The sequence below is a fragment of the Nostoc sp. genome (genome assembly GCF_054880495.1).
Map to the genome: position 1 here is coordinate 11,924 of NZ_JBTYKD010000005.1, position 23,651 is coordinate 35,574.

A 23,651-nucleotide genomic window follows, 5' to 3' on the forward strand; every position below is an offset into this window, starting at 1 on the left:
GTTTCGGTAGTCCTTCTATTTTAGGGTAAATTTTTGACTTAACTGGAAGTATCCCAACCCACATTCCGCACTACCAAGTGTCAAAAGAGACTCCCAAGAGAAAAAATGGGGAATTGCCAATTTAATTAAATCAACCTAACGAGGAAGACTAAATCACCAAAAAGCTGTTACTTAATTACTAGTGACTTTTTGCCAAACATGATTTTGATAGCAGACAAATTGTGATGAATACAGCTAATTTTCCGTGGCTGACGACGATTATTCTGTTGCCGATAGCGGCATCGCTACTTCTTCCCATCATCCCCGATAAAGAAGGCAAAACAGTGCGCTGGTACTCCCTAATCGTAGGGCTGATAGATTTTGCACTAATTGTTTATGCTTTTTCTACCGGGTACGACTTCTCCAATCCCGATTTGCAGTTGGTGGAGAGTTACCCCTGGGTACCACAATTGGGTTTGAATTGGTCAGTAGGAGCAGATGGCTTGTCCATGCCCCTAATTATTTTGACTGGATTCATTACTACGCTGGCGATTTTAGCAGCTTGGCCTGTTACCTTCAAGCCCAAGCTATTTTACTTCTTGATTTTGGCGATGTATGGCGGTCAAATTGCCGTGTTCGCCGTCCAGGATATGCTGTTATTTTTCCTGGTGTGGGAACTGGAACTGGTACCGATATACTTTCTACTGTCGATTTGGGGAGGCAAAAGACGACAATATGCAGCAACCAAATTTATTTTATACACTGCTGGCGGTTCGCTGTTTATTTTGCTGTCTGCCCTGACAATGGCATTTTACGGCGATACGGTGACGTTCGATATGCGATCGCTCGCCCTCAAAGATTTCGCCCTGAATTTCCAACTTGCACTTTATGCTGGCTTCCTAATTGCCTACGCTGTCAAGTTGCCGATTATTCCCTTGCACACTTGGCTACCTGATGCCCACGGTGAAGCGACAGCCCCCGTGCATATGTTGTTGGCAGGTATTCTCCTGAAAATGGGTGGTTACGCCTTAATTCGGATGAATGCCCAATTGCTGCCCGATGCCCACGCTTTATTTGCGCCAGTGTTGGTGGTTTTGGGGGTAGTTAATATCATCTACGCTGCCTTGACATCCTTTGCCCAGCGCAACCTGAAGCGAAAAATTGCCTACTCCTCAATTTCTCACATGGGCTTTGTCCTGATTGGTATTGCCTCCTTCACAGATTTGGGTTTAAGTGGAGCAGTATTGCAAATGGTTTCCCACGGTTTAATTGGGGCGAGTTTATTCTTCCTTGTCGGTGCAACTTATGACCGGACACACACCTTAATGTTGGATGAAATGGGTGGTGTCGGTAAAAGGATGCCGAAGATTTTCGCAATGTTTACCACCTGTGCGATGGCTTCTTTGGCATTGCCAGGGATGAGCGGTTTCGTAGCAGAATTAATGATATTTGTCGGCTTTGCTACTAGCGATGCTTATAGTTCTACCTTCAAAGTCATTGTAGTGTTTTTGATGGCAGTAGGAGTGATTTTAACTCCGATTTATCTGCTGTCAATGTTGCGGGAAATTTTCTACGGAGAAGAGAACAAGGAATTAGTTTCTCACCAAGCTTTGATAGATGCTGAACCTCGTGAAGTATTTATCATTGCCTGTTTGTTGGTGCCAATTATTGGTATTGGTTTCTATCCAAAATTGCTAACTCAAATGTACGACACCACAACTGTACAATTGACGGCAAGATTGCGTAATTCCGTGCCGACATTAGCACTGCAAAAAGAAGAAGCAATAAAGGTTTCTTTGAGTGCGCCTCAAATCGGTAATTAGTTGCGATCGCTAGTTTAGTTTAAATAGTTATTACTTTGAGGGCGGGTTTTCTACCTGCCCTTTTTTGATGTGCTTGACCTATCAAAAACCTAACCCCGTAATACCATTTTACACAAACCTTGATACATATAGATTTCTCGTAGGGACGTTCCCAATCAATTAATGTAGAAGTTTCTGGAAAAAAGAAATGGATTGCTTGGGGAAAATAAACTTCTATAATTTCTTTCCAAAGACTATCAAAATCAGCGCGTAGGCGTAGCCCGTCGTAGACATCGCTAACATTTGTCATATTTATCGAAGTGGCTGATTTGGGTAACATTGATGTGGATTAAAGTATCCACACTCATTTTGCCTTAGTATAGCTACTTAATTATCGATACATTTCGTACAATCAAGCTACAATCAGATTTGGCAAAACCGCTCATGTTAAACTACAATCCGTTGCATTGTTTGCCATCTTCCGAAGAACTACCCGACTCAGATGATACCTCTGTGGATAATGAACTATAAAATTTAATTCCCGGCTTGCTGAAAACGATACTGGCTTTGGTTTGGTGCGATCGCTGGGATTGGTTCTTTGGTATTGACATGGGTATTTATTATCACCCAGAAAAATCAGCAATTGTCCCCGATGGGTTTCTCAGCTTAGGAGTTAAACGCTTCATTGATGAGGACTTACGCCTAAGTTATGTATTGTGGGAAGAAAATAAACCGCCATTTTTAGCACTAGAAGTTGTTTCTCAAATATATCGGGAAGAATATACTACCAAGAAAGAATTTTATGCCAAAGAATTAGGAATTTTGTACTACGTTGTGTATAGTCCCCTTCGTCGTAAAAATCCACCTTTGGAGGTGTATCATCCAGTTGATGGGGAATATATTTTAATGTCAGGAAATCCCGTTTGGCTACCAGAGATTGGTTTAGGGATTGGGCAAGAACGGGGAATTTATCAAGGTATTGTGCGGGAATGGCTTTACTGGTATGACGAGGAAGGGCAAAGATTGCTGATATCAGAAGAACGCATCAGGGAAGCGGAAGAACGCGCGGCTCTTGAAGAACAGCAACGTGTTACAGCAGAACAACAGGTGAAAATCTTAACTCAAAGGTTGAAAGCCCTTGGTGTTGATCCAGAAATTTAGTAATGGTAAGCGATGTCTACGACGGGCTACGCCTACGCGTCTACAACTGACGATACAGAAATTCTAGACTAAAATCTCACATTTGAACCGATCACCCGCCATAGGTTAGAAACCTACGGCTAATAGCCAAAGTCCTCTCAAGAGGACTAAACAAAAATTTCCGCAAGCAAAATGGCATTTGACTTACTCAAAAGGTCTGTTTGCTTTCTCATTTCAGTGTTTTCCGCCTCTCTGTTAATGATTCTTCCCTATTTGATTTACTTGGTGCCAAAACAATAGATTGTTTTTTGGTGGTTGCTACAACTTGCCGGAAGTACAACCACCAATATCCAATTTCAAAAATGGACACTTCTATTTTATGTTCACGGGTTCCGAACTTGAAATCAAGACTATTAAAGAATTACGCGACTTGTGTCGTAGATACGGCATCAAACCAACTGGAAATGCAGGATACAAAACCTCGTACATCGTAACTCTGATGGTATTTCCATTTTTAGCACTGCAACAAATGAAGCAAGGCAAAGGGTTAAAATTCCCTAATTTTAACGCTATCCAGATAATCAGTTCTGCTATAGAAGAGATGAATTCACCTACAGATGAGCAAGCAGAACTAATTCGGATAACGCTGGAGGGCAAGAAAATGAGCTATCCTGACCGATAGACCAGGAGAAGCTGCTGAACTTGCACAAGGCTAAGATGTCGCTTGAACAAGCTATTAATTTGTTGAGCCAAAACTAATCCCATTACCCTATCCCCCACATTTATTAAAAATATGGGGGATAATTTTTAGAGTATTAAGATAAATAAGGTGTGACCTACTGGCTTAGTTGGCGTGAAGATATCTTGAGCATAGTAACAAAGTATAAAAATATGCTCATATTTTTGTTTAAGTATTGCTCAATGATTTTGAGTATATACGAAGCATTTCGAGAACTATAAACCCTGCAACTATTCAATTTAGGTATTTATATGTTTCTGGTAACTGGAGCAACGGGAGGAATTGGTCGCAGAGTTGTGCGACTCCTACGGCAACGAGAACAGTCTGTGCGGCCATTTGTCCGCCTTAGCTCGCGCTACAGCGAGTTAGAACATCGGGGTGCAGAAATTTTCATCGGTGACTTGCTAGAGGAAAAAGATATCCAGAAAGCTAGTCGGGGTGTGCAGTATATTATCAGCGCCCACGGTTCTGATAGCGATGCTCTATCTTTAGATTACCGCGCTAATATTGAACTCATTGACCAGGCAAAAGCCAATGGCGTAGAGCATTTTGTTTTCATTTCTGTACTGGGAGCCGATCGCGGATATGAAGACGCTCCTGTGTTTAAAGCCAAACGAGCAGTAGAGCGATATTTGCAAGCTAGTGGCTTGAATTACACTATTTTACGCCCAGCTGGATTAGCATCTAACTTGCTGCCATTAGTAGAACGGTTTCGGGAAACAGGATTGTATCTGCTGATTGGCGATCGCAAAAACCGTACCTCAATTGTCAGTACTGATGATTTGGCAAAGATAGTGGTGGATTCTGTGACAATTGAAGGCGCTCGTAACCAGATTTTATCAGTGGGAGGACCGGAGATTTTATTACGAGAAGATATTCCCCGAATTTTTGGTCGGATCTTCACCAAAGAACCAGTAATAATTAACTCACCACTATTTGTCATTGATGGGTTACAGAGTGCATTGGGTTTATTTAATCCCCAAATCCAAAAAGCTTTGGGAACTTATCGCACATTGCTAGCAAATGAATTTTTCTGTACAAAAGATGAAATTGCCAATTTAGAGGGGATTTTTAACTTCCAGTTAGAGACATTAGAAAATTTTTTGCGGCGCTATTTAGCAGTTTGAATTAGGTCATGAGGCATGGGGAGAAAAGCTAATACCTAATGTCCAATTCCCAATTTCTAATTCTCAATGCCCAATACTTCTCTACGAGAGGCTACGCCAACGGCTTCGCTCAGTACAAGTGTCCAATACTTTTCTACGAGAGGCTACGCCAACGACTTCGCTCAGTACAAGTGCCCAATACTTCTCTACGAGAGGCTACGCCAACGACTTCGCTCAGTACAAGTGCCCAATAATCTAAAATTCTATGAAATCTTCCCTAGCTGCAAATGCTGCTCAAGCACGTCAGACAAAAGAGCGATTCGCCCAACCAGAGGAACAACTCACTTATGAATTGGGTAAAGCGGTACAGGAATTGCCACCCCTGTACACGAGATTATTAGCGGGAACAATGAGCGTGATTGTATTTGGGGCGATCGCCTGGGCGCACTTCTCGCAAATAGACGAAGTAGCAACAGCACCAGGGGAATTAATTGCTTCCACACAGGTAAGACCGGTGACATCCTTGGGTGGGGGATCAATTGTCGCCGTCAAAGTGCAAGAAGGCGATCGCGTTACTAAAGGTCAAATTCTGATTCAAAAAGATCCAGACTTGCAGAAAACCGATGTTTCCCGCCTAGCCAAATCTACTAAATTAATTCAAGACGATTTACAACGTTTGGATGCAGAACGTACCGGAGGCAAAACGACTGGGACGAAACTGCAAGATGAACTTTTAAGCTCCCGCCTGCAAGACTTCCAAGCGCGTCAAGGTGCGGCGGAAGCAGAAGCAAATCGCCAAATAGCACTGATTAATCAGGCCAAAGTCCGCTTGACTCGATTGCAAGACAACTCAGTTAATGCTAAAAGCAGCGTTGCGAATGCTAAAACCAACCTTGTCAACGCCGATAGCATCCGAATTAAAATTGAAAGTAATTTAGCTCTTGCACAAGAAAGGGAAAAAAGCCTACGCACTCTAATTACTCCTGGCGCTGTCCCTCGTGTCGATTATTTGGATGCCCAAGAAAAATTAACTCGTGCAAAGACAGAAATCACCAGAGCAAAAGATGAAGTTACCAACGCCCAGAATAAAATCACAGAGGCTGAAGATAAAGTCACATCATTAGAAAAAGATATTGCTGGCCAAGTGCAGGAAATTCGCCAAGCAGAACAAGCTTACAAAGCTGCACTCAGTCAGTCCCAGCGCGTAGCATCAGAACGCCAAAGTGAAATTTTGACCCAGTTCAACAAGCGTAAAGAAGAACTGACCACTATTCAAGGTCAATTAGATCAGGCAAGAAAGCAGCAAGCTTTGGAAACGATTGAGGCTCCCGTTGCTGGTACGATTTACAGAGTCAAAGCCACCAAGGGACCAGTACAATCGGGTGAAGAATTGGTGTCAATATTGCCGGAAGGGGAAGAAATGCTTCTAGAGGTAAAAGTTCTCAACCGCGATATTGGGTTTATTCGTCAAGGAATGAAGGCAAAAGTGAAAATGGCGACTTTCCCCTTCCAGGAATTTGGCATTGTGGAGGGCGAAGTCATGCAAGTCAGTCCGAATGCAATTGTTGATAAAGAATTAGGCTTAGTTTTTCCAACAAGAATTAAGCTAAGTAAACACTCCGTCAACGTGCGGGGTCAAGAAGTAGAATTTACACCAGGGATGACTGCTACAGGTGAAATTGTCACTCGTAAAAAGTCAATTTTGACCTTCATCACTGAGCCGGTGACACGGCGGTTCAACGAGGCATTTTCGGTTAGGTAGGTTTGGAGCCTCTCCTGTTTTCATCGCTATTTCAAAAGCGATCGCTGGGTTGGGCTACGCATGAGTAATCCTACAACCCACACCTAAAACGTAGGGGTAAAGCAATGCTCATTGGTGTCAACTTAAGAAAAAATCTGCTTTGAGAAGATGTTTTGCCCTCATCCCCTAACCCCTTCTCCCGACTTGGGATTCGGGGAACTAGAGAATTTGCTCCCCTCTCCCAAAATTGGGAGAGGGGCTGTTCTTGTGAGGGTCAAACCTCGAAAGTATGCCTTGCCTACATTCATTTATAATAGACGAGCGATCGCTCTACAGCTACAGTGGTTTTATATTTAATTCAACTCACCTACTGAGTAGTTTTGCAAAATGAAGATTATTCTCATCTTCATTATCATCATCGCTATCTACATTGGTCCCGCTCAGAATCTTCTCATAGTTTTGGAATTGCGACCATAATTCGGGATTGGCTAATCCGTTATTATCTTCGGCTGATGTCAAATATTTTGTCGTTTCTGTAATTGGCTCACCCATCAGAGAACCGACATTAGAATTATTAAAACTAGAAATTGTCTGTGATGTGAGATAATTTTTAGTTTGTGCATTCATGCGTAGCAGGTTATCGTCAGATATTGCCTGCCTTGCCAGAGAACTGACATTAGAAAGATTCAAACTAGAGCTTGTAGTTGGTGTATTATTTACTGCTGTATCTGCAATCACCTGACTCGCTAGAGAACTGACATTAGAAAGATTCAAATTAGAGTTTGTAGTTTGTGTACTATTTCCGGCGGTGTCTGCGACAATCTCACGGACTTGGGCATCAGTCAGTTTGGAGTTAGCACTAAGCATTAGGGCAACTACACCAGCAACGTGGGGAGCAGCCATCGACGTACCGCTATAAGTAGCATACTGATTATTGGGAACTGAGGAGTAGACGTTAACTCCTGGGGCTGTGACGTAGGAAATTTGATTCGTTCCAGAGCGGTTAGAGAAGTCAGCTAAATTATTATTTCTATCCACTGCCCCAACGGCAATTCCCGATTTGGATGCATAACTGGCGGGATAGTCTGGTGATGAGCCACTATCATTACCTGCTGCCATGACGACAATCACTCCTTTGCTGCTGGCATAGTCAATGGCTAACTCTAAAGTAGGATTGGAATAAGCACCTCCTAAACTGAGGTTAATTACGTTAGCTCCATTGTCCACAGCATAATGAATGCCCTTAGCGATGGAAGTGTAGGAACCGGAGCCAGAGTCATCTAAAACTTTGACGGGCATAATCTTGGCATTGTATGCAATACCAGTGACACCGTAGTTATTATTCTCGCCTGCGATCGTCCCAGAAACATGAGTGCCATGACCGTTGTCATCTAGGACATTATTATTATTGTCAACAAAGTTCCAGCCGTGGATATCATCAACATAGCCATTGCCATCATCATCTTTACCATTGCCAGCAATTTCCTTAGGATTCGTCCAGATATTATCCTTTAAATCTTCGTGGTTGTAGTCAACTCCAGTATCTACAACAGCAACAACAACACCTTTACCTGTGTATCCGTGTGCCCAAGCTTCCGGTGCTTTAATAAGGTCTGCTCCCCAATTATTGCCACCAAGAGCAGGAACATCAGCAAAGGTATTTTGACCAGCAGCTCTAGCCACTGCTGCTGCTGCATTAATTAAGCCATAGCCATTGGTGGAGTTATAATTCCCAGTGCTTAAAGCATTAGCAGTAGCGTTACTGCTATTTTGCGATCGCACATCAGCATTGGCTGAGTTATAGCTACTACGTCTGCTGATATTGAGGCTATAGTCATCTTTTGTATTAAAGGTATCTAATGAGGAGATTGAAGAGACATTTAGCTGTTTATTTGACAACAGATTGTTATTAGCATCATCATGGAGCATAAGTGTTTTCTTCTCAAAGATATCAATCGTTTTTTGACAGTTTGAAGCCTTAAAATCTTTAAAATAAAAAGATTTTAAGGTGTGAATTAGCTCTCTTGTCAATAATTACTATGGAATTTGATCACAAAATGCTAATTCTATTACCAAAAAGCAGAATCAAAACTGGAATTCTTGTTAACATATTAAGTAATAAAATAAATATTAAATTTGTAGTGGTGTAAGTATAAATTGGTGGGATAAAAAATTAATTTTGTTATGCTTCTAAACTTAGAAATTCCAAAGGTTTGAGAGGTTTTGCTGTTACCAACAATACTTTTCAAACATCTTCTTAGATGTGTCACAGCAGTAGGGTACGTTAGACTCCGTTAACGCACCTATTTTTATACGTTAAAAATAATTATTCCCAGTACATTTATCATACTGTTTGACTTTAATTATGATACAAATACGTTGGTAGGGCACGGCAATGCCGTGCCCCTACGCGAAATCTATATGTATCAGGGTTTTAGTGAAATGGTATTAGCTCACAAGTTTGCAACCAAATCAAATGGCGAATGAAGCATAACTCCATTCGCCAAAGACTATCCATCAAGTAGACACAATCTAAAAGCTAGTTAAATCTACTAAACATTTGCTTGCTGCCGTTGATATAATGACCAATACAAACCCTTTTGTTGCAACAACTCTGAGTGAGTACCGCGTTCGGCAATCACACCTTGCTCCAATACCAAGATCAAATCAGCACGTTTGAGGGGGGCAAAGCGGTGAGCAATCAGAAACACAGTACGATTAGCGGAAATTTTTTGGAGGTTTTGCAGTACTTGTTGTTCAGTTTCACTATCCAAAGCGCTGGTAGCTTCATCCAAAACTAAAATCGGCGCTTGGGAAAGAAATAACCTTGCTAGGGCAATACGTTGTCTCTGTCCGCCAGATAAAGCGGTACCGCGTTCACCAACATTGGTTTCGTAACCGTAGGGTAATTGACTGATGAAGTCGTGGGCTACTGCTAATCTTGCCGCCTCTACTACTTGCTCGGCGCTAATGTCGGGCGTACCGAGAGTGATATTTTCCAAAATGGAACCGTTGAATAAAAAGTCTTCTTGGAGAACTACACTAACTTGTTGCCGCAGTGAGGCTAAATCGGCACTTTTAATATCAAAACCATCAATCAGGATGCGTCCTGATTCAATTTGATAGAGGCGTTGCAATAGCTTAGACAGGGTACTTTTACCAGAACCGCTACGTCCAACAATGCCAACAAATTGCCCTGGTTCGGCACTAAAAGAGATTCCCCGCAGAATTGCTTCAAAGTTTGGCCGGTAGCGGAAAAAGACTTGCTCAAAGGTGACTTGTCCTTTAAGCGCTGGTAAAACTAGGCCAGTTCCCAGTTCAGCTTCTGGGGAGACGTTGAGAATATCACCAATGCGATCTACAGAAAGTAGCACTTGTTGGAGGTTTTGCCACAACTGTACTAAGCGCAAAAGTGGGCCTGTAACTCTACCAGACAGCATTTGAAACGCAACTAGCTGCCCGATTGTGAGCTTTTGGTCGATGACTAACTTGGCTCCAAACCAGAGAATCAGCATGGTGGACAAATTAGTGAGAAAGTCACCGATGTTGCTGCTGATATTGGAGGTGGTAGAGGCTTTAAAACCTGTGCGAATGAAGCGAGCAAATAAGCCTTCCCAGCGATCGCGGGCTACTGGTTCTGCTGCATGGGCTTTAACGGAGTGAATCCCGGTGATTGTCTCCACTAGAAACGATTGACTATCGGCACTCCGGTTAAAGGTTTCGTTGAGCCAGTTACGTAGAATTGGTGTTGCAACTATCGTCAATGTGGCAAATAGCGGCAGTACTGCTAAGGCGACAAAGGTAAGTGGGATGTTATAGTAAAACATCAATGCCAGGTATACCACAGCAAAGATGCTGTCTAGAATCACAGTTAAGGCTGTACCTGTGAGAAACTGACGAATTTGTTCGAGTTCCTGAACTCGTGCGATTGTGTCGCCGACGCGCCGCGACTCAAAATAAGCCAAAGGCAGACGCATCAGATGGCGAAATAGCTGTGCTGATAAACTCAAATCCAGACGACGAGCTGTATGGGTAAAGATGAATAAGCGCAGAATGCCCAGTATGGACTCAAATATGGCTACCAATAAAAGTGCGATCGCCATCACATCGAGAGTCGGCAAACTCCCCTGCACCATCACTTTATCAATGACGACTTGGGTAATTAGCGGTGTTGTTAACCCTAAAAGCTGTAAGGTAAAAGATGCTAACAATACTTCTGTTAGCAATCCCTTGTACTTCAAAACTGCTGGGATGAACCAACTCAGGTTAAATTTTTCTTGCTGGGATATCAGTTCTACTTGCCACAATTGTCCATCCCAAGACCCTTCAACTATCGACTGGGGCAAGCTTTCACAAGTCCGTTCAGGATTTAGAGGATTAGCGATAATTAAGCGATCGCCTTTAACTCCGTATGCCACAACCCAGGATGGACTCTGGGGTGAGTCAGAATTCCACAGCAATAACGCTGGAAATGACAGTTGTCGCAACTCACCCCAATTCACTTGTAACCGCCGCAACACTAACCCTAACTTTTCTGCTGCTTCCACAACCTGTTTTGGGCGTTCTCCTCGGAGTTGGCGCTGCACCCATTCCAGTTGCACAGAATTTTCTAACTGTTGCGCCACCATTGTTAAACAGGCTGCTGCGGTGTTCCAGCTAGCAACAAATGGATAATTTGAGATGATTATATTGGCGGTTGGGAGTCCTCTTTGGGGTTGGAGGCTGTGGGGGCTGGAAGTCCCCACTGAGGCTGGCCCTAGTACAGGAGTGGAAGAGAAGGAAAATGTCTCCTTGTCTCTCTCGATGCCCACTGGTAAGATTTGCCAGAACTCCTGAATTTGTGGGTGAGAAAATTCTGCCCACAGCGCACTATCCCAAGATACTAATATCACTTCTTTACTAGCAGCTACAGCTTTAAAATCCGCAGACAGCTTTTGTAAGTCACCAAACCAATCCCCCGCATCTAGGACTGCTAAAGGTTTGCTAACCCCCTCTTCTCGCAAGCGGACTTTCCCGGACACAATTAAGAATTGATAACCGCCGACATCATTTGACCAGATTTTTTCTCCAAGACGATACTGACGGGTTTGGGACTCATTTTGCAACTTGGATTGTTGTTCGGGAGTCAGCCAGCATAACGGTGGCTGATTCCAAGGCAAAGAAGCTAGCACTTTTAATCGTAAAGATTCATTATCCAGAATTTTTAACTCACTTGTAGCTTGACTGTCAGTTTTTGAATTTTCTCTGCTAGCCATTTCTCAAACAACTCATTTTGTAGTGCTTGCTTTAGTTGAGTATCTTCTAAAGACGCTGGCAGAAATTGTTCTACTCGAAACAAACCATAAGGTCCTTCTCCTTGGGGAGAGTCTTTGCCAACGATTTCTATGGGTCCGATCAATTGTCCAGGACTCGCCACATCAATAGCTGCCCGTAATATATCCGGCATACTTCCGCGGCTGATGATTCCCATCATCCCGTTCACAATTCGGTCATCTGCAAGTGAATACTCTTTAGCTAGTTGCTCAAAACTACCTCCTTCTTCAATTTGGGTTTGGAGTTCGTCTGCCAATTCTCGATTATCAACAACAATTCGGCACAGTACTAACCGATCCAAAAAAATTTTGCGTTCAATAAAATATTCTTGAAGTTTTGGTTCTGTCACTACAGCTTTCAGCTTTTCTAACTTGTAACCAAAAGTAACCGATGTGTGAAAGGTAGCGTAATCTGTATTATTGGTCTTTAACCATTCTTGAAAACTTTGAGGGTCAGTCAGTTGATTTTTCAGCCGAAAGTCAATAATTGCCTGTTCAGTTATTGCTGTACCAATCTCAACATCGTCTCGTGTTCGGATTTCTGACTCAATTACGTACTGGCGGAGAATATCCCCAATGAACTGTCCCAATTTTCCAGAGGCTTGCAGATATTTTACTGCTGACTCAATAGAAATTACTTGGCCATTAATTGTCAAAAATGGTAAAGATTCCATGAACTAATTATGTGAAAATGGTTAAACACTTATAGGACTTTTAAATTAAATCATATAGAAATCATCTGGTATTGATCGATAAATATGATAAAGATTCCATGAACAGATTACATCTAGATGGTCAACAAATTATCTAGCTAGGAAATAAGATAATTTTCCCTGATCACTCTTACAGTCTGGCAGGGAGAAAACAGGATTGAAAATCTCAGCTGTAAGGCAAAGGAAGTTCTGTAACCAAATCTTTATAGATTCAGAGAAATAATCAGGTAGGTAGATAGGTGAAAATAAACCAAAATCTATTAAGTATTGTTTCTTGCGAGTTTTCTACGCCAGTTGCTAAAAGTCAAGCCACTGCCTTGCTTTTGTTACTCAAGTTGTAGGAACTGACGTAGAAAAATTCTCTCAGGCGCGATTTTAACGAGTAATTGTTTACTCTCAGCGCTCTACTTAATGATACTTATCCATGTCCAGGCAAGTAGGACAGCCGCGATCGCACCGATTAATGTATTGAAAATATTTACTACTTCATTGGTCAGCCAAGTATATTTAGATTGCAGTGTTGCTCCAATGACGCTTTCGATGTTGGTGGCAATAAATGCTGCCAGCACACACCAAACCACTCCTAATAGATCAATTAAACCAACTGCCCAACCAACAAATGCGATCGCCACAGAAGCCACAATCCCAGCTAAAGTTCCCTCCAAGCTTACTGCCCCTTCTGTACCGCGAGGCACTGGTTGGAATGTGGTAATTAGAAAGGTGCTTTTACCATAAGCTTTACCAACTTCGCTAGCAGTGGTATCAGCCAGCTTGGTACTGAAACTCGCTACATAGCCTAACAATAATAGGGACTGGGGACTTGTACTGAGCGTTGCCGAAGTATTGAGAACTAAAAACTTGTACTGAGCGAAGTCGAAGTATTGGGGACTAGGTACAAAAAATCCCGAATTGAGCAATCCGACTCCCAAGGCACATAGCGCCCCAGTTAAGGCCGAACCCCAAACATTTTCTGGGCCTCTTGCCCCAGAACGCTTTTCAGCAATTCCTTCTGCTTCCTTCTGCGCCATACCGATGCGGGTAACACCAGAACCAACCAGAAAATAGAACATTACTACTACATATCCTTGCCAGCCTAGAATTCCCCAAATTAGGATGGCGAGTAACCAGGCGTGGAATAATCCGGCTGGGGTAAGCAGCTTTTTCGGAGCAATCCCAGCTAAACTCAATAGAATTGTGTTTAATGCTAATCCTACTAACCAGGGGTTGGCATAGTCAATTAAAGAAAACATGAAGAATCAATTGTAAGTAGTTTTGCCAAAATCTTACCAGAATAACTTGTTCCGAATCATCATTGACCGAAGAGGCAGAGGAGTAAAGATCGGGGGAATTTTCTTATTAAAAATATTATCAATTAAGTTATCTATCTTTGATCCGGTATTCAGTTATCCTTTCTTAAGGAAGGGTCGCTTAATCTTAATACGGTCTAAAAGTATTTTCACTACTGCTAAACTCCTGGAGTCTGTCAGCATCCAAGGGTGTAGAGGAACTGGCACTATTACTTCGCGTCCTACGGACATTTGCGAACTATTCGCTGGGACAATCATCAAATCATAAGGTGTCCAGATAGATGTAAAATCTAGCTGCCCCAATATTACAGCATCAGAATTTAAATCCTTGAGAAAAATGCTGTCGGGACGCATTTGTACGCAACCAGGACGCTGGGAAGCATAAGCAACCACAGTTCCATGATGGGGCGAAGAGATCGTGATAAACCTCTGCACGCGGTTAATTCCTCCTAGTCGCTGAACATAGTAACGGCTGACAATTCCTCCCATGCTGAAGCCTACTAAATCTAGGCCTTGTTCTGATGCAAAGGTAGCTGTAACATAATCAGATACCTGCTTTGCCAACTCATCAAGGCCGACATCACCATTATTTGGCACTAAATTCAGCGTATGTACAGACAAACCTCGTTGTATTAGGTAGTTCCTCATTTGATGGAAAACTGTCTCTGTGTCGTCAATGCCGTGTATTAACAAAACGGGATTGGATTGTTGATTTTCAATGTTCATTGACAAAATCTGGCTGAATTAAGGGCTGTATTTCACTTTTATAGCTAAATACTGCTCTCCAAACTGAAGCTGTTGCTTTTGGGATTCTTTAAAAGATATTTTTGCAGAACTGAAATGTTGATCAAGGTAGTATGTATAAAATTTAACTAATTAATCTCGCCATCTGCCATTGGGCTATGACACTCCTGCGACTGGTTGAGAGTTAACTGTTTGCTTGACTTCAATTAATACAAGCCTCCACACTCTGCGGTACCCCGCTCAGTACTGGGTAGTTGACTTAAGTATTTAGTAAACAAAGAAATGTTAATTTTTGTAAAGCTTGCTTTCAGAATCTTGCTCTTAGATACAGTAAAATTTAATAATTAATTCTCGGTTTATACAGGTTACAAGTGGCTGGAAGAAAACATTTGCCCTGTAGTTTTACTACAATGTTGATTAAGCACAAACCTATAAGGGTTGTCACCAGAACGGGGTGACACAAAGCAGAAAATGTAACATTTTGTCGTAATTTTTAACAATTACGGTTGAGTTTCAAATATAACACGCAGGAGTAATTGTAATGGATTTTATCAAAAAGTTAATTTCAGGTATTCTGGATTTCTTTACTGGACTGTTACGAGGGAAGAAGAAAAACAACGGCTACTTCTTAGAATTGGACGAAGCCAAAGATGCTGCTAAAGAGTTAGCATCGAACGCGAAGAAAGTAGCAGAGACAGTTACATCGAATGCTAAGAAAGTAACGGCAACAATTGCATCAGAAGCATCAGAAACACTATCTCCATCCAAGCCAGATTCATTGAACGGAACAAAAACCGCCGCAGATAAGGCTCAGGCAAAATCAGCTAAAAATCCCAAACCAGCCGATGTTCAGCTAGTCCAGACTGCTGAGGGTCTTAGAGTTGAACCGGGCAAAAATGCAAAAGCCGCAGCCGCCAAAGTACTCAAAGAGCAGCCAACTGAAACCACCTTTGCGCCTAAATATCTCGCTCCTTCGACTACTAGCTCTAATGGTCGTCGGCGTCCAGGGGCAAATATGAGTGCTTACTTAGATATGGCTCGTCAGATTAAAACGCCTAAGTAATTGATAGAGACCCTAAATTTACGGTTTCTAGAGATTAAACGTGAATATGCAAGGTTAAGATAACTTTGCCAGTTGTAGATGGGAAACTCTCCAAAGTAGGAGCGATCGCTTAATTTTCTCCACTACAACTGGATCTTTTAGGGTCGAGGCTTTCTCATCCAAAACTACCCGTCCTACCCGACTTCTGTTGATGGTGAACTCAAAGACGATTTCCTGGTTGTAGGTGCTGTTGTACCTCTGACAAAATCTCATTTTAGTTACCGATGTAGCCATCAGTTAGGAGTACAACACTCCGTAATCTCCCGGCTGGTGTGGGGAAATTTATGGCTGTACGAATGCCACTGAGCATTTCTGTGCTGCCAGCAGCTTGTAAAGTGTTAATGTAAGCCTTCAGGTTTTTTAATATTGCCTTTGATAGTGCGATCGCCTATTTTAATTTCCATGTCATCCACTGCCGCCTTATCGGGTAACGGAAAGATAAGTAGAGCGGCGTGAATAATTCAAGGTTTGTAGTAAGGACTTTAGTCCTAATTTAAGGGCTGTTCGCGAAGCGTTCCCGCAGGGTAGCCCTCTCTACAAGACCCTTCTCTACGAGACCCTTCTCTACGAGACCCTTCTCTACGAGACCTGCGCGAACGGCAAGCTCAGGGCATCGCGCTACGCGAACACTACGAAATCATCTCAAGATTTTTTACATTACTTAATCTACTTTGATTTATTCTCACCTACTTACTTATACACTGCTTCTAAAGGCTGTGTGAAGGGATTTTCAAAGCTTTGGATCACCTCAACTCGTGACAAGTTACCTGCAATTTTTGCTAGAACTTCTGTATGCTTGAGCGGAAAAACTAGTTGCTGTCCTTGAGGGGATTGAATGTACAAACCCCCTAGCTGTTGGTTTTGAACACTTAAATCGAGAGAATTAAAGGATTATCGATCTGTATTCATAGATTTGATAGCTTCCTTTGTGTGGAATATAAAGCTAGACTGACCATACTTAGATTTTTTCAAAAATCAAATCAGATTGCTATAAATTAATTAATCTAATGATGATTTATTTTATTGTTGGTTTAACCAACACCAATCCACTATATAAATGAAAAGCCGAGTCCCAATTAGTCTGTTCCCTACGAAACAGATGAATGTGAGACTTGATATGACTCAGCATTTCTGTTTGATCTAATGCTGTATCTGCAAAGGGCGTGAAATCTGACCAAATTTTGACTTGAGGTAGTTGCTGGTCAATCCAAGTCGATAAACTATTCCAATTAATTCTGATTGTATTTTGGCTAGCTTGGGGAATGATTTCTAAACCTTGCTGATATTCATAGCCGTTATCATCAAGTCTGAGAATGCAACGTCTACCAAGTAGGTGCAAATCACAAAACTGGGCATAGTCTTGTATTTGGGTTTTCCGTTCCAGTTTACCGCGCACGTCGCGATCTACGACTTCCTCAAAAATGGGCAACAATCCCACTACTCTTGCTGTGACTTCTGACCACTCAATACTGAGAGAACCGAGTTGATTTGCCTCATTGCAGCAAACAATAGTTGCTTGTGGGGTAGATGCTTGGAAATATTTGACTTGATAAACTTGAATTTGCTGAATTTGAGCTATTGTTGCCCAAAAACAGGGAATACTAGCCTGCTGTAGCTGTTCGCCATAAAATTTTAGTTCTCCTACTTGGCCAGTGCGGTACAACCTCCAGCTACGACTTGGTAGTATTAATCGTGCAGTGTAGGGGTCTAACTGCATAATCTGGGCAAATTTTCGAGACGCTTCTATTTTCATCTCGGTACTGAGTGGCTCTAAGACTAGTACGCCAAGTTCAGTATTATTCGGTTGGGCTGTTGCTTGGGAAATGGCTCTTTGTCTTTGTTCTTGCTCCATTTCTTGTAGCCCTCGCAAACTTTGACGTGCGAGTGACACTATTTTGCTATTCGTTGTATCTCGCAGCAGTTGCCGATAAATTTTTTCTGCATCTTGGCGCTTTTCAGATACTTCATGTAGCCGACCGAGATAATATTGTACCCAAGGATTTTCGGGCGATTCTTTTTGCAGCTGTTTGAGTAATTTAGCAGCTCTTTGATAGTCTTTATGCTCAAAAGCGATCGCAACTTGCTCAATCATCACTTAACTTTAAATATACGGTGGAGTGATGTCTCCCGCAAAAGTAGATTTGCGTGAGCTATAAATCATTTATACTTCACAAGATGCGGTAATCAAGGTTAATGCTACTACTGGGGCTGTAACTGCTCTCAGGATGCGGCGACCAAGGGAAACAGGTTGAAATCCAGCTGCTAAAGCATTCTCAATTTCTTGTGTTGTCCATCCTCCCTCTGGACCAGTAGCAATGATAATCTCGTCAGAGATGCTACTCAGCACCTTTTTTAAATGGGGATACTCTCCACGCGCTTCACAAATGTAACGGTGACTTGTCTGATTCGCGGTGACAGCAGTACTAAAAGCAACAGGTTCTAAAATTGTCGGCACAAAAGAGCGCTCTGATTGTTCGGCGGCTTCCGCAGCGATGCGCCGCCAGCGTTCGAGCTTTTGAGGACTAGGATTAAGCAAAGTGCGATCGCTCAATACTGGTGCAATACAAGTTACTCCCAACTCCGTACAACACCGCACCACTTCATCAAATCCATTGCCTTTCGGCAACGCCACCATTAGGGTAATCGATAGAGGTAATTCGGTTTCTACTGTCAGTGTTTCTAAAACCTCTGCTTGTTCCCCTGCTAGCTGCGCTAACCACCATTTTCCTTTACCATCCATTGCAATAAAGCGATCGCCTTCATGCAAGCGCAACACCCGCCCCAAATAATGCTGTTGTTCTTTGGTGAGCAAAATTTGCCCTTGTTGAAATTGAGAGGGTGCGATCGCAATTCTTTGCAGTTGAGACATTTTTCTTAATAAATTATTGCCCTGCTGTAGACATCTGCTGTCTAACCCAGGTACGGAAATCACGAGTTGCTGCTATTTGTCCAACTTTCTTGCTTTCTTGGATAAATCGGGGAATCTCCGTCACCAGCACAGGTGCAAAAGTTGAACTGCGATCGCTTTGCGAGTATTGTCCACTGTTAAGGGCGTAGATTCTCAACACATTTCCGTTATACCGCCAGAATTCTGGGACTCCCATTGAAGCATAAAGGGTCAACTTGTCTATCTTCGGTCTGGAGTATTCTACTTCCAATACTAGGTCTGGTGGTGGATCTGTATTGAGGTCAATATTTTCTTTGTTGCGGACTAAGAATTCATTTTGGATATAGTAACTACTGTCCGGCTCGCCTCCTCGCTCCAAATCATCCCGCGTCATAGTCAACGAGCCAGTGCTTTTAACTTCTAAACCAAATTCTTCACACAGCACAAGAACAAAACCTTCAATCAGACGGTTTGAATTCTCGTGTGGCATCTGCGGCGTCATAATTTCTACAATTCCGTTGTCATAAGCTAGCCTTTTAGTTCGCTCAGATCCCATATCTGCCAGCATCGCTTTGAATGTCTGCCAGCTGATGTTTTGCAGCACATCCCTAGTCTCTGCGAATTTTGCTGTCGTTACCATAGTTCAGTTTTCCTGTGAATGTGTTAACTAAACTGTATAACTTCCTTCTTGCTATTAAGATTATCTATAGCAATCCTATCTGATTTGTGAAAATTATCGGTGTCCAGATCCCCTACTTCTCAAAGAAGTCGGGGATCTCACTTTTCACAATGATTTAGGATTGCTATATTTATACGGCTTCTGAGTTGACATTGAATACAAACCTAACCCCCAACCCCTTCCCTACTAGCGTTGGGGAGTAAGCCTTAAAGCCTCTCTCCTAAAAGGAAAGAGGTTTGGAAGTGAGGTCATCATGGTTTAATTATCTTCGATTTTTCAGTTTACAAAAGATTCTGGAAGTAAGCTTCTAGCGCCTCACTCACCAATTGAGTCATCGGCTTACCTTGACTTTCTGCTACTTCCTTTAACTTACTATAAGCCTCAGCTTTCAAATTCACCCGATGACGCGATTTGCTTGCAGCTTTGGCTGTTTCCGGGTCGTAGGTGGCAGTAAATTCACGGATGGCATCAAAACCAATGCGATCGCAAAAATCACCAAAGCTTTCCTTCGATTTCCGAGATTTCTTAAAGTAAACAAAAATCGGTTCTAGGAAGCTTTCCAAGTCATTATGGTGCAGCTTTTCTGTGTAAGGTTGCGCCAGTCGAGTCTGATTTGGCGAACCCCCTAACCATAATTGGTAAGATTCTGGAGCGCTACCGACAAAGGCTAATTCTGCCAAGTAGGGACGAGCGCAACCGTTGGGACATCCTGTCATTCTTACCACAAAATGTTCATTTTGTAAACCTATTTTATCTAACAGGGCGCGAACCCGCTCCAAAATTCCGGGTATTGCTCGTTCTGATTCCGTGATTGCCAAGCCGCAAGTCGGCAAAGCTGGACAAGCCATTGCATACCGCACTAAAGGTTCGATTTTACTAGGGTCGTCTCCGATACCGTGACGGCTAAGAATGTCTTGAATACCTTGCTTGCTATCTGGTTCGATATCGTAAAAAATCAGGTTTTGGTTGGGTGTCAGGCGGATGGGTAAGTTGAACTGCTCGACAATTTCCCGCAAAGCGGTTTTTAATTGAAACGAACCCTCATTCTTGATTCGACCATTTTCAATGGAAATTCCTAAGAATAGCTTGCCATCACCTTGTTCATTCCAGCCGAGGAAGTCGTGATATTTAAACTCTGGTAGTGGTTTGAAGGCTTCAACTGGTTTACCGAAATATTCCTCAACTTGAGTGCGGAATTTATCTACGCCCCAATCGTTGATTAGATATTTTAATCTGGCATGACGACGATCAGTGCGATCGCCATAATCTCTCTGAGTCGCAACAATCGCTTTCACTATGTCGTAAACGTCATCTTTCGTTACATAACCGATGGGGTCTGCTAACCTAGCGAAAGTTTCTTCTTTACCGTGAGTTCTACCTAAGCCACCACCAGCAAAAATATTAAATCCTTCTAATTGTCCCTTCTTATTAGTAATTACTACCAACGTCAGGTCTTGGGAATACAAATCAACTGAATTATCCCCCGGCACCGTCACACTAACCTTAAACTTGCGGGGCATATAGTGCGTGCCATAAATCGGTTCTTCGTTGTTATGGATAATTGTGCCATTCCCATTCCGTTGTCGGGCTGCCTTTACCTCTGGATTTTCTTCGCCACTAATTGCTTTTTCCCCATCTAACCAAATTTCGTAATAAGCGCCTGTTTGTGGTGATAGCAACTCAGCAATATTTTGGGCATATTCCCAAGCATACTGATACTCTGGCCGATTCTTAAAAGGAGCTGGTGGTGCCATCACATTCCGGCTGACGTCGCCGCAAGCTCCTAAAGTTGAACCCAAATTATTGACAATGGTGGCAATTGCTGTTGTCAGATTCTTCTTTAAAACACCGTGTAGTTGGAAACCTTGACGGGTAGTTGCTCGTAACGTGTGGTTGCCATACTCATCAGCTAGTTTATCTAAAGCCAGATACAGTTGCTGGGGCACTAAACCACCCGGATTTTTTGTCCGCAGCATAAACTGGTAATCTTTTTCCTGTCCCTTGAGGCGGTTGTCGCGGTTATCCTGTTGGTAAGAACCGTGAAACTTCAAAAGCTGCACCGCGTCTTCGCTAAAATGGGTAGTATCTTGAAGGATCTCAGTTGCTACAGGTTCACGCAAAAAATTACTATTTTCCTTGATTCCTTCTACTTTGGAAGGCTTACGGCTAGCGATGGGGGAAGGAGCAGAATTAACCATTAGAGTTTATAGTGTTCTCAATAAAGCATTACGTAGACGCCGAATCAGCACCCTTCGGCTACTTAATCCCCGGTAATCCGGCCGGAATAATGAGGAATATCCTAATTTTACCACGGCAAAAGCCGGCTTTGTCAGGAATGTAACACTTAACAAAACCAGCTTTTTGGTGTGGTGAGTGAAGAAATGTTGAGCCCTGAGTACTTAAGTAAAGTATAGAATGACTGAGGACTGAATATTTTTTTATTTGAAGCGATCGCCAATACCACGATTAATGCTAACAGCAGAAACATCGCTATTTTGGTAGCACTAAGTCTAACTTTAGCATTATAGTATAGACGGGCAAGTTGTTAGCAACTTCTGATTCAATACCAGCACCTAACACTACTGAATCTCTATTACCTATAGGAGTTGGTGAGCCATTTTTTTATACAAAAGAATAACCACCGATTAAATAAGCATTATCGGACTTACGCAAAACTACGCGCTGTAGGGGCAATACCCTGGAGGAAGCTAAAGCTACATGAATTGCCCCTACCTGAGAATCAGGGTTTCGGCTATTATTTGCGTAAGTCCTGCATTAGTTCTATTAGCGATGGGCACATCCACGAAAAGTTCAGGGATAATGGCACTCGTGTTATCACTCCAGAGGACATTAGCGTGTGCAGAAAACGGCGTATTTCCCAATTTCATACTACCTGTGACTTACCACCAAATGTAGCATTATCGTTGATGCCTTATCTGCCACTGGTAACGCCAGTTGCAACACCAGCACTAACATAACTATAGGACTCGTATTTGATTTTTGAAAAAAATCAGTACACCCCAAAAAGGCTTCTTCCCATTGGGCTACGCTCACGGCAAGCCTACTCCCCACTCCCTGTCTACGCAAATAATTTCAAAAACCAAAGCAGACTGCTATGGCATCAGTAAGGAAGTCGGAGACCTTTTAAAGCTGGCACAATATTTATAACTAAAACTTAGCCAGTATATGGGAAATAAAATACATGATTAACAATTTTGCCAAGCTTTTCACACAGAATGAAAGAGTAGGCTGTAGCATCTGTTGCAACAAGCTATAGAGGAAATCTATAAAGTTAATTTTGAGCAATTCTTGTGGAGATTGAATAATGCTAACCGCTGCAAAAACGTTATCTGGTTTGATGGGTTTATGTGTCGGTGATGCATTGGGTGTGCCAGTGGAGTTTACTAGCCGCGCTGAACGAGTGAAATCTCCAGTGACAACGATGTTGGGTTATGGCAGATGGAATCAACCACTAGGAACTTGGTCAGATGACAGTTCGTTAAGCTTTTGCTTGGCAGAATGTCTTTGTAGAGGGTATTCGTTGGATGCTATAGCCAATTCCTTTTGGCGCTGGTACAAGGAGGCTTACTGGACTCCCCGTGGCGATGTCTTTGATATTGGTCAAACTACGCATACAGCAATTATGCGCCTGAAACAGGGAGTTGTTCCCCATCAGGCGGGCGGCAAGGTTGAAAATAGTAATGGCAATGGTTCGTTGATGAGAATCTTGCCGATGGCTTATTGTCACAGAAGCTTAACTTTAGGGGAATTGCTGGCGCGGGTGCATGATGTTTCGGCGATTACCCATGCTCATGCGCGATCGCAGATGGCCTGCGGCATTTATATTAGTATTGCAGTGGCGCTCTTGGAAGGGGCTGACCTGCAAACAGCTTATTTACAAGCATTGAAAGACATCCAAACAATTTATTCTGTGCGGGAATTTTTGTTAGAGAAGCCGCATTTTGGCAGAGTTTTCAGTGGTGAGATTGCCAAATTACCAGTTGAAGAGATTAATTCTGGTGGCTATGTGATTGATACCTTAGAGTCATCCCTGTGGTGTTTATTAAATAGCTCGTCTTATTCTGAGGCAGTACTAAAGGCTGTTAACTTAGGCGGAGATACTGATACTACCGCCGCCGTCACCGGTGGGTTGGCAGGAATTTACTACGGCGTGGAAAATATTCCTCAAAAATGGATGAACCAAATTGCTCGTAAGCAGGACATTATTAATTTGGCAGCTCGTTTTGAAGCAGCTGTTTACGCTTAGGAACTTCCAAATAAAAAAATATCCAAAAAACTGACGAAAAAACTCTCTCTTCCTCATTTCTCTGTGTCTGTGTGGTTCGTTTAATTTATTTCTTGGAAATCCCTTAGAGTTACTAGTTGAGAGTAAAGAGTGA

21 protein-coding genes and 3 pseudogenes are annotated in these 23,651 nt (G+C 42.5%); 8 read left to right on the top strand and 16 right to left on the bottom strand.

What is annotated here, in order from left to right:
- Nucleotides 1–224: 224 nt before the first annotated feature.
- Nucleotides 225–1,802: an NAD(P)H-quinone oxidoreductase subunit 4 gene (locus ACYTXL_RS00145; protein WP_461922963.1), complete on the top strand. Its 1,578-nt coding sequence runs from the start codon at nt 225–227 to the stop codon at nt 1,800–1,802.
- Nucleotides 1,803–1,821: 19 nt separating this feature from the next.
- Here ACYTXL_RS00145 and ACYTXL_RS00150 read toward each other — a convergent pair whose 3' ends face one another.
- The gene (locus ACYTXL_RS00150) at nt 1,822–2,091 is read right to left on the bottom strand and encodes a hypothetical protein (protein ID WP_461923017.1); all 270 of its coding nucleotides are present in this window, start codon (nt 2,089–2,091) and stop codon (nt 1,822–1,824) included.
- 134 nt (nt 2,092–2,225) lie between these two features.
- Here ACYTXL_RS00150 and ACYTXL_RS00155 point away from each other — a divergent pair.
- From ACYTXL_RS00155 to ACYTXL_RS00175, 5 genes and pseudogenes are all read left to right on the top strand, one after another.
- A pseudogene (locus ACYTXL_RS00155) lies at nt 2,226–2,942 on the top strand (Uma2 family endonuclease).
- Nucleotides 2,943–3,300: 358 nt separating this feature from the next.
- The gene (locus tag ACYTXL_RS00160) at nt 3,301–3,603 is read left to right on the top strand and encodes a hypothetical protein (RefSeq protein ID WP_461922964.1); all 303 of its coding nucleotides are present in this window, start codon (nt 3,301–3,303) and stop codon (nt 3,601–3,603) included.
- A 308-nt stretch (nt 3,604–3,911) separates the two neighbouring features.
- On the top strand, nt 3,912–4,787 hold the full coding sequence (locus tag ACYTXL_RS00165; RefSeq protein ID WP_461922965.1) for an SDR family oxidoreductase: 876 nt from the start codon (nt 3,912–3,914) through the stop codon (nt 4,785–4,787).
- 38 nt (nt 4,788–4,825) lie between these two features.
- Complete coding sequence (locus tag ACYTXL_RS00170) at nt 4,826–5,020, top strand: hypothetical protein (RefSeq protein WP_461922966.1); 195 nt, start codon at nt 4,826–4,828, stop codon at nt 5,018–5,020.
- A gap of 11 nt (nt 5,021–5,031) precedes the next feature.
- Nucleotides 5,032–6,528 (top strand): HlyD family efflux transporter periplasmic adaptor subunit, encoded by a 1,497-nt coding sequence (locus tag ACYTXL_RS00175; RefSeq protein ID WP_461922967.1) that lies wholly within the window; start codon nt 5,032–5,034, stop codon nt 6,526–6,528.
- A gap of 342 nt (nt 6,529–6,870) precedes the next feature.
- Here the strand turns inward: ACYTXL_RS00175 and ACYTXL_RS00180 are convergent, their stop codons facing one another.
- The 5 genes from ACYTXL_RS00180 to ACYTXL_RS00200 all read right to left on the bottom strand — a co-directional run bounded on the left by ACYTXL_RS00180 (nt 6,871) and on the right by ACYTXL_RS00200 (nt 14,565).
- Entirely contained in the window at nt 6,871–8,436 is a 1,566-nt protein-coding gene (locus ACYTXL_RS00180; protein ID WP_461922968.1) for a S8 family peptidase, read from the bottom strand.
- Nucleotides 8,437–9,059: 623 nt separating this feature from the next.
- Nucleotides 9,060–11,762, bottom strand: a complete 2,703-nt coding sequence (locus ACYTXL_RS00185) for a type I secretion system permease/ATPase (RefSeq protein ID WP_461922969.1) — start codon at nt 11,760–11,762, stop codon at nt 9,060–9,062.
- On the bottom strand, nt 11,711–12,493 hold the full coding sequence (locus tag ACYTXL_RS00190; protein WP_461922970.1) for a peptidylprolyl isomerase: 783 nt from the start codon (nt 12,491–12,493) through the stop codon (nt 11,711–11,713). The genes ACYTXL_RS00185 and ACYTXL_RS00190 overlap by 52 nt, the downstream gene beginning before the upstream one ends.
- Nucleotides 12,494–12,936: 443 nt before the next feature.
- The gene (locus ACYTXL_RS00195) at nt 12,937–13,782 is read right to left on the bottom strand and encodes a DUF92 domain-containing protein (protein WP_461922971.1); all 846 of its coding nucleotides are present in this window, start codon (nt 13,780–13,782) and stop codon (nt 12,937–12,939) included.
- Between the two features lie 153 nt (nt 13,783–13,935).
- Nucleotides 13,936–14,565: an esterase/lipase family protein gene (locus tag ACYTXL_RS00200; protein WP_461922972.1), complete on the bottom strand. Its 630-nt coding sequence runs from the start codon at nt 14,563–14,565 to the stop codon at nt 13,936–13,938.
- A gap of 559 nt (nt 14,566–15,124) precedes the next feature.
- Here ACYTXL_RS00200 and ACYTXL_RS00205 point away from each other — a divergent pair.
- Nucleotides 15,125–15,646 carry a hypothetical protein gene (locus ACYTXL_RS00205; protein WP_461922973.1) on the top strand — a complete coding sequence of 174 codons (522 nt, stop codon included), beginning with the start codon at nt 15,125–15,127 and terminating at the stop codon, nt 15,644–15,646.
- Nucleotides 15,647–15,700: 54 nt separating this feature from the next.
- Here the strand turns inward: ACYTXL_RS00205 and ACYTXL_RS00210 are convergent, their stop codons facing one another.
- The 10 genes and pseudogenes from ACYTXL_RS00210 to ACYTXL_RS00255 all read right to left on the bottom strand — a co-directional run.
- Nucleotides 15,701–15,898, bottom strand: coding sequence for an after-VIT domain-containing protein (locus ACYTXL_RS00210; protein ID WP_461922974.1), 198 nt, complete (start codon nt 15,896–15,898; stop codon nt 15,701–15,703).
- A 1-nt stretch (nt 15,899) separates the two neighbouring features.
- Nucleotides 15,900–16,052 carry a hypothetical protein gene (locus ACYTXL_RS00215; RefSeq protein ID WP_461923013.1) on the bottom strand — a complete coding sequence of 51 codons (153 nt, stop codon included), beginning with the start codon at nt 16,050–16,052 and terminating at the stop codon, nt 15,900–15,902.
- Nucleotides 16,024–16,089: a hypothetical protein gene (locus ACYTXL_RS00220; RefSeq protein WP_461923014.1), complete on the bottom strand. Its 66-nt coding sequence runs from the start codon at nt 16,087–16,089 to the stop codon at nt 16,024–16,026. Before ACYTXL_RS00220 ends, ACYTXL_RS00215 begins: the two co-directional genes overlap by 29 nt.
- Nucleotides 16,090–16,375: 286 nt before the next feature.
- Nucleotides 16,376–16,528, bottom strand: coding sequence for a hypothetical protein (locus ACYTXL_RS00225; protein WP_461922975.1), 153 nt, complete (start codon nt 16,526–16,528; stop codon nt 16,376–16,378).
- A gap of 172 nt (nt 16,529–16,700) precedes the next feature.
- On the bottom strand, nt 16,701–17,777 hold the full coding sequence (locus tag ACYTXL_RS00230) for a tetratricopeptide repeat protein (RefSeq protein WP_461922976.1): 1,077 nt from the start codon (nt 17,775–17,777) through the stop codon (nt 16,701–16,703).
- 69 nt (nt 17,778–17,846) lie between these two features.
- Nucleotides 17,847–18,554, bottom strand: coding sequence for a 16S rRNA (uracil(1498)-N(3))-methyltransferase (locus ACYTXL_RS00235; protein ID WP_461922977.1), 708 nt, complete (start codon nt 18,552–18,554; stop codon nt 17,847–17,849).
- Nucleotides 18,555–18,567: 13 nt separating this feature from the next.
- Nucleotides 18,568–19,212 carry a Uma2 family endonuclease gene (locus ACYTXL_RS00240; RefSeq protein ID WP_461922978.1) on the bottom strand — a complete coding sequence of 215 codons (645 nt, stop codon included), beginning with the start codon at nt 19,210–19,212 and terminating at the stop codon, nt 18,568–18,570.
- A 320-nt stretch (nt 19,213–19,532) separates the two neighbouring features.
- Nucleotides 19,533–21,449 (bottom strand): sulfite reductase, ferredoxin dependent, encoded by a 1,917-nt coding sequence (gene sir, locus ACYTXL_RS00245; RefSeq protein WP_461922979.1) that lies wholly within the window; start codon nt 21,447–21,449, stop codon nt 19,533–19,535.
- Between the two features lie 240 nt (nt 21,450–21,689).
- Nucleotides 21,690–21,909 (bottom strand): annotated as a pseudogene (locus ACYTXL_RS00250) (hypothetical protein); the annotation flags it as partial.
- A gap of 119 nt (nt 21,910–22,028) precedes the next feature.
- A pseudogene (locus ACYTXL_RS00255) lies at nt 22,029–22,231 on the bottom strand (hypothetical protein); the annotation flags it as partial.
- Nucleotides 22,232–22,576: 345 nt separating this feature from the next.
- Between ACYTXL_RS00255 and ACYTXL_RS00260 the strand changes: the two are divergent.
- Nucleotides 22,577–23,518, top strand: coding sequence for an ADP-ribosylglycohydrolase family protein (locus tag ACYTXL_RS00260; protein ID WP_461922980.1), 942 nt, complete (start codon nt 22,577–22,579; stop codon nt 23,516–23,518).
- Nucleotides 23,519–23,651 lie beyond the last annotated feature (133 nt).

What these genes read in the sequence shown, in the direction of transcription:
- ACYTXL_RS00145 (WP_461922963.1), top strand. Translation starts at nt 225, where the DNA reads ATGAATACAGCTAATTTTCCGTGGCTGACGACGATTATTCTGTTGCCG.
- ACYTXL_RS00150 (WP_461923017.1), bottom strand. Translation starts at nt 2,091, where the DNA reads ATGACAAATGTTAGCGATGTCTACGACGGGCTACGCCTACGCGCTGAT.
- ACYTXL_RS00160 (WP_461922964.1), top strand. Translation starts at nt 3,301, where the DNA reads ATGTTCACGGGTTCCGAACTTGAAATCAAGACTATTAAAGAATTACGC.
- ACYTXL_RS00165 (WP_461922965.1), top strand. Translation starts at nt 3,912, where the DNA reads ATGTTTCTGGTAACTGGAGCAACGGGAGGAATTGGTCGCAGAGTTGTG.
- ACYTXL_RS00170 (WP_461922966.1), top strand. Translation starts at nt 4,826, where the DNA reads ATGTCCAATTCCCAATTTCTAATTCTCAATGCCCAATACTTCTCTACG.
- ACYTXL_RS00175 (WP_461922967.1), top strand. Translation starts at nt 5,032, where the DNA reads ATGAAATCTTCCCTAGCTGCAAATGCTGCTCAAGCACGTCAGACAAAA.
- ACYTXL_RS00180 (WP_461922968.1), bottom strand. Translation starts at nt 8,436, where the DNA reads ATGCTCCATGATGATGCTAATAACAATCTGTTGTCAAATAAACAGCTA.
- ACYTXL_RS00185 (WP_461922969.1), bottom strand. Translation starts at nt 11,762, where the DNA reads ATGGCTAGCAGAGAAAATTCAAAAACTGACAGTCAAGCTACAAGTGAG.
- ACYTXL_RS00190 (WP_461922970.1), bottom strand. Translation starts at nt 12,493, where the DNA reads ATGGAATCTTTACCATTTTTGACAATTAATGGCCAAGTAATTTCTATT.
- ACYTXL_RS00195 (WP_461922971.1), bottom strand. Translation starts at nt 13,782, where the DNA reads ATGTTTTCTTTAATTGACTATGCCAACCCCTGGTTAGTAGGATTAGCA.
- ACYTXL_RS00200 (WP_461922972.1), bottom strand. Translation starts at nt 14,565, where the DNA reads ATGAACATTGAAAATCAACAATCCAATCCCGTTTTGTTAATACACGGC.
- ACYTXL_RS00205 (WP_461922973.1), top strand. Translation starts at nt 15,125, where the DNA reads ATGGATTTTATCAAAAAGTTAATTTCAGGTATTCTGGATTTCTTTACT.
- ACYTXL_RS00210 (WP_461922974.1), bottom strand. Translation starts at nt 15,898, where the DNA reads ATGAGATTTTGTCAGAGGTACAACAGCACCTACAACCAGGAAATCGTC.
- ACYTXL_RS00230 (WP_461922976.1), bottom strand. Translation starts at nt 17,777, where the DNA reads ATGATTGAGCAAGTTGCGATCGCTTTTGAGCATAAAGACTATCAAAGA.
- ACYTXL_RS00235 (WP_461922977.1), bottom strand. Translation starts at nt 18,554, where the DNA reads ATGTCTCAACTGCAAAGAATTGCGATCGCACCCTCTCAATTTCAACAA.
- ACYTXL_RS00240 (WP_461922978.1), bottom strand. Translation starts at nt 19,212, where the DNA reads ATGGTAACGACAGCAAAATTCGCAGAGACTAGGGATGTGCTGCAAAAC.
- sir (WP_461922979.1), bottom strand. Translation starts at nt 21,449, where the DNA reads ATGGTTAATTCTGCTCCTTCCCCCATCGCTAGCCGTAAGCCTTCCAAA.
- ACYTXL_RS00260 (WP_461922980.1), top strand. Translation starts at nt 22,577, where the DNA reads ATGCTAACCGCTGCAAAAACGTTATCTGGTTTGATGGGTTTATGTGTC.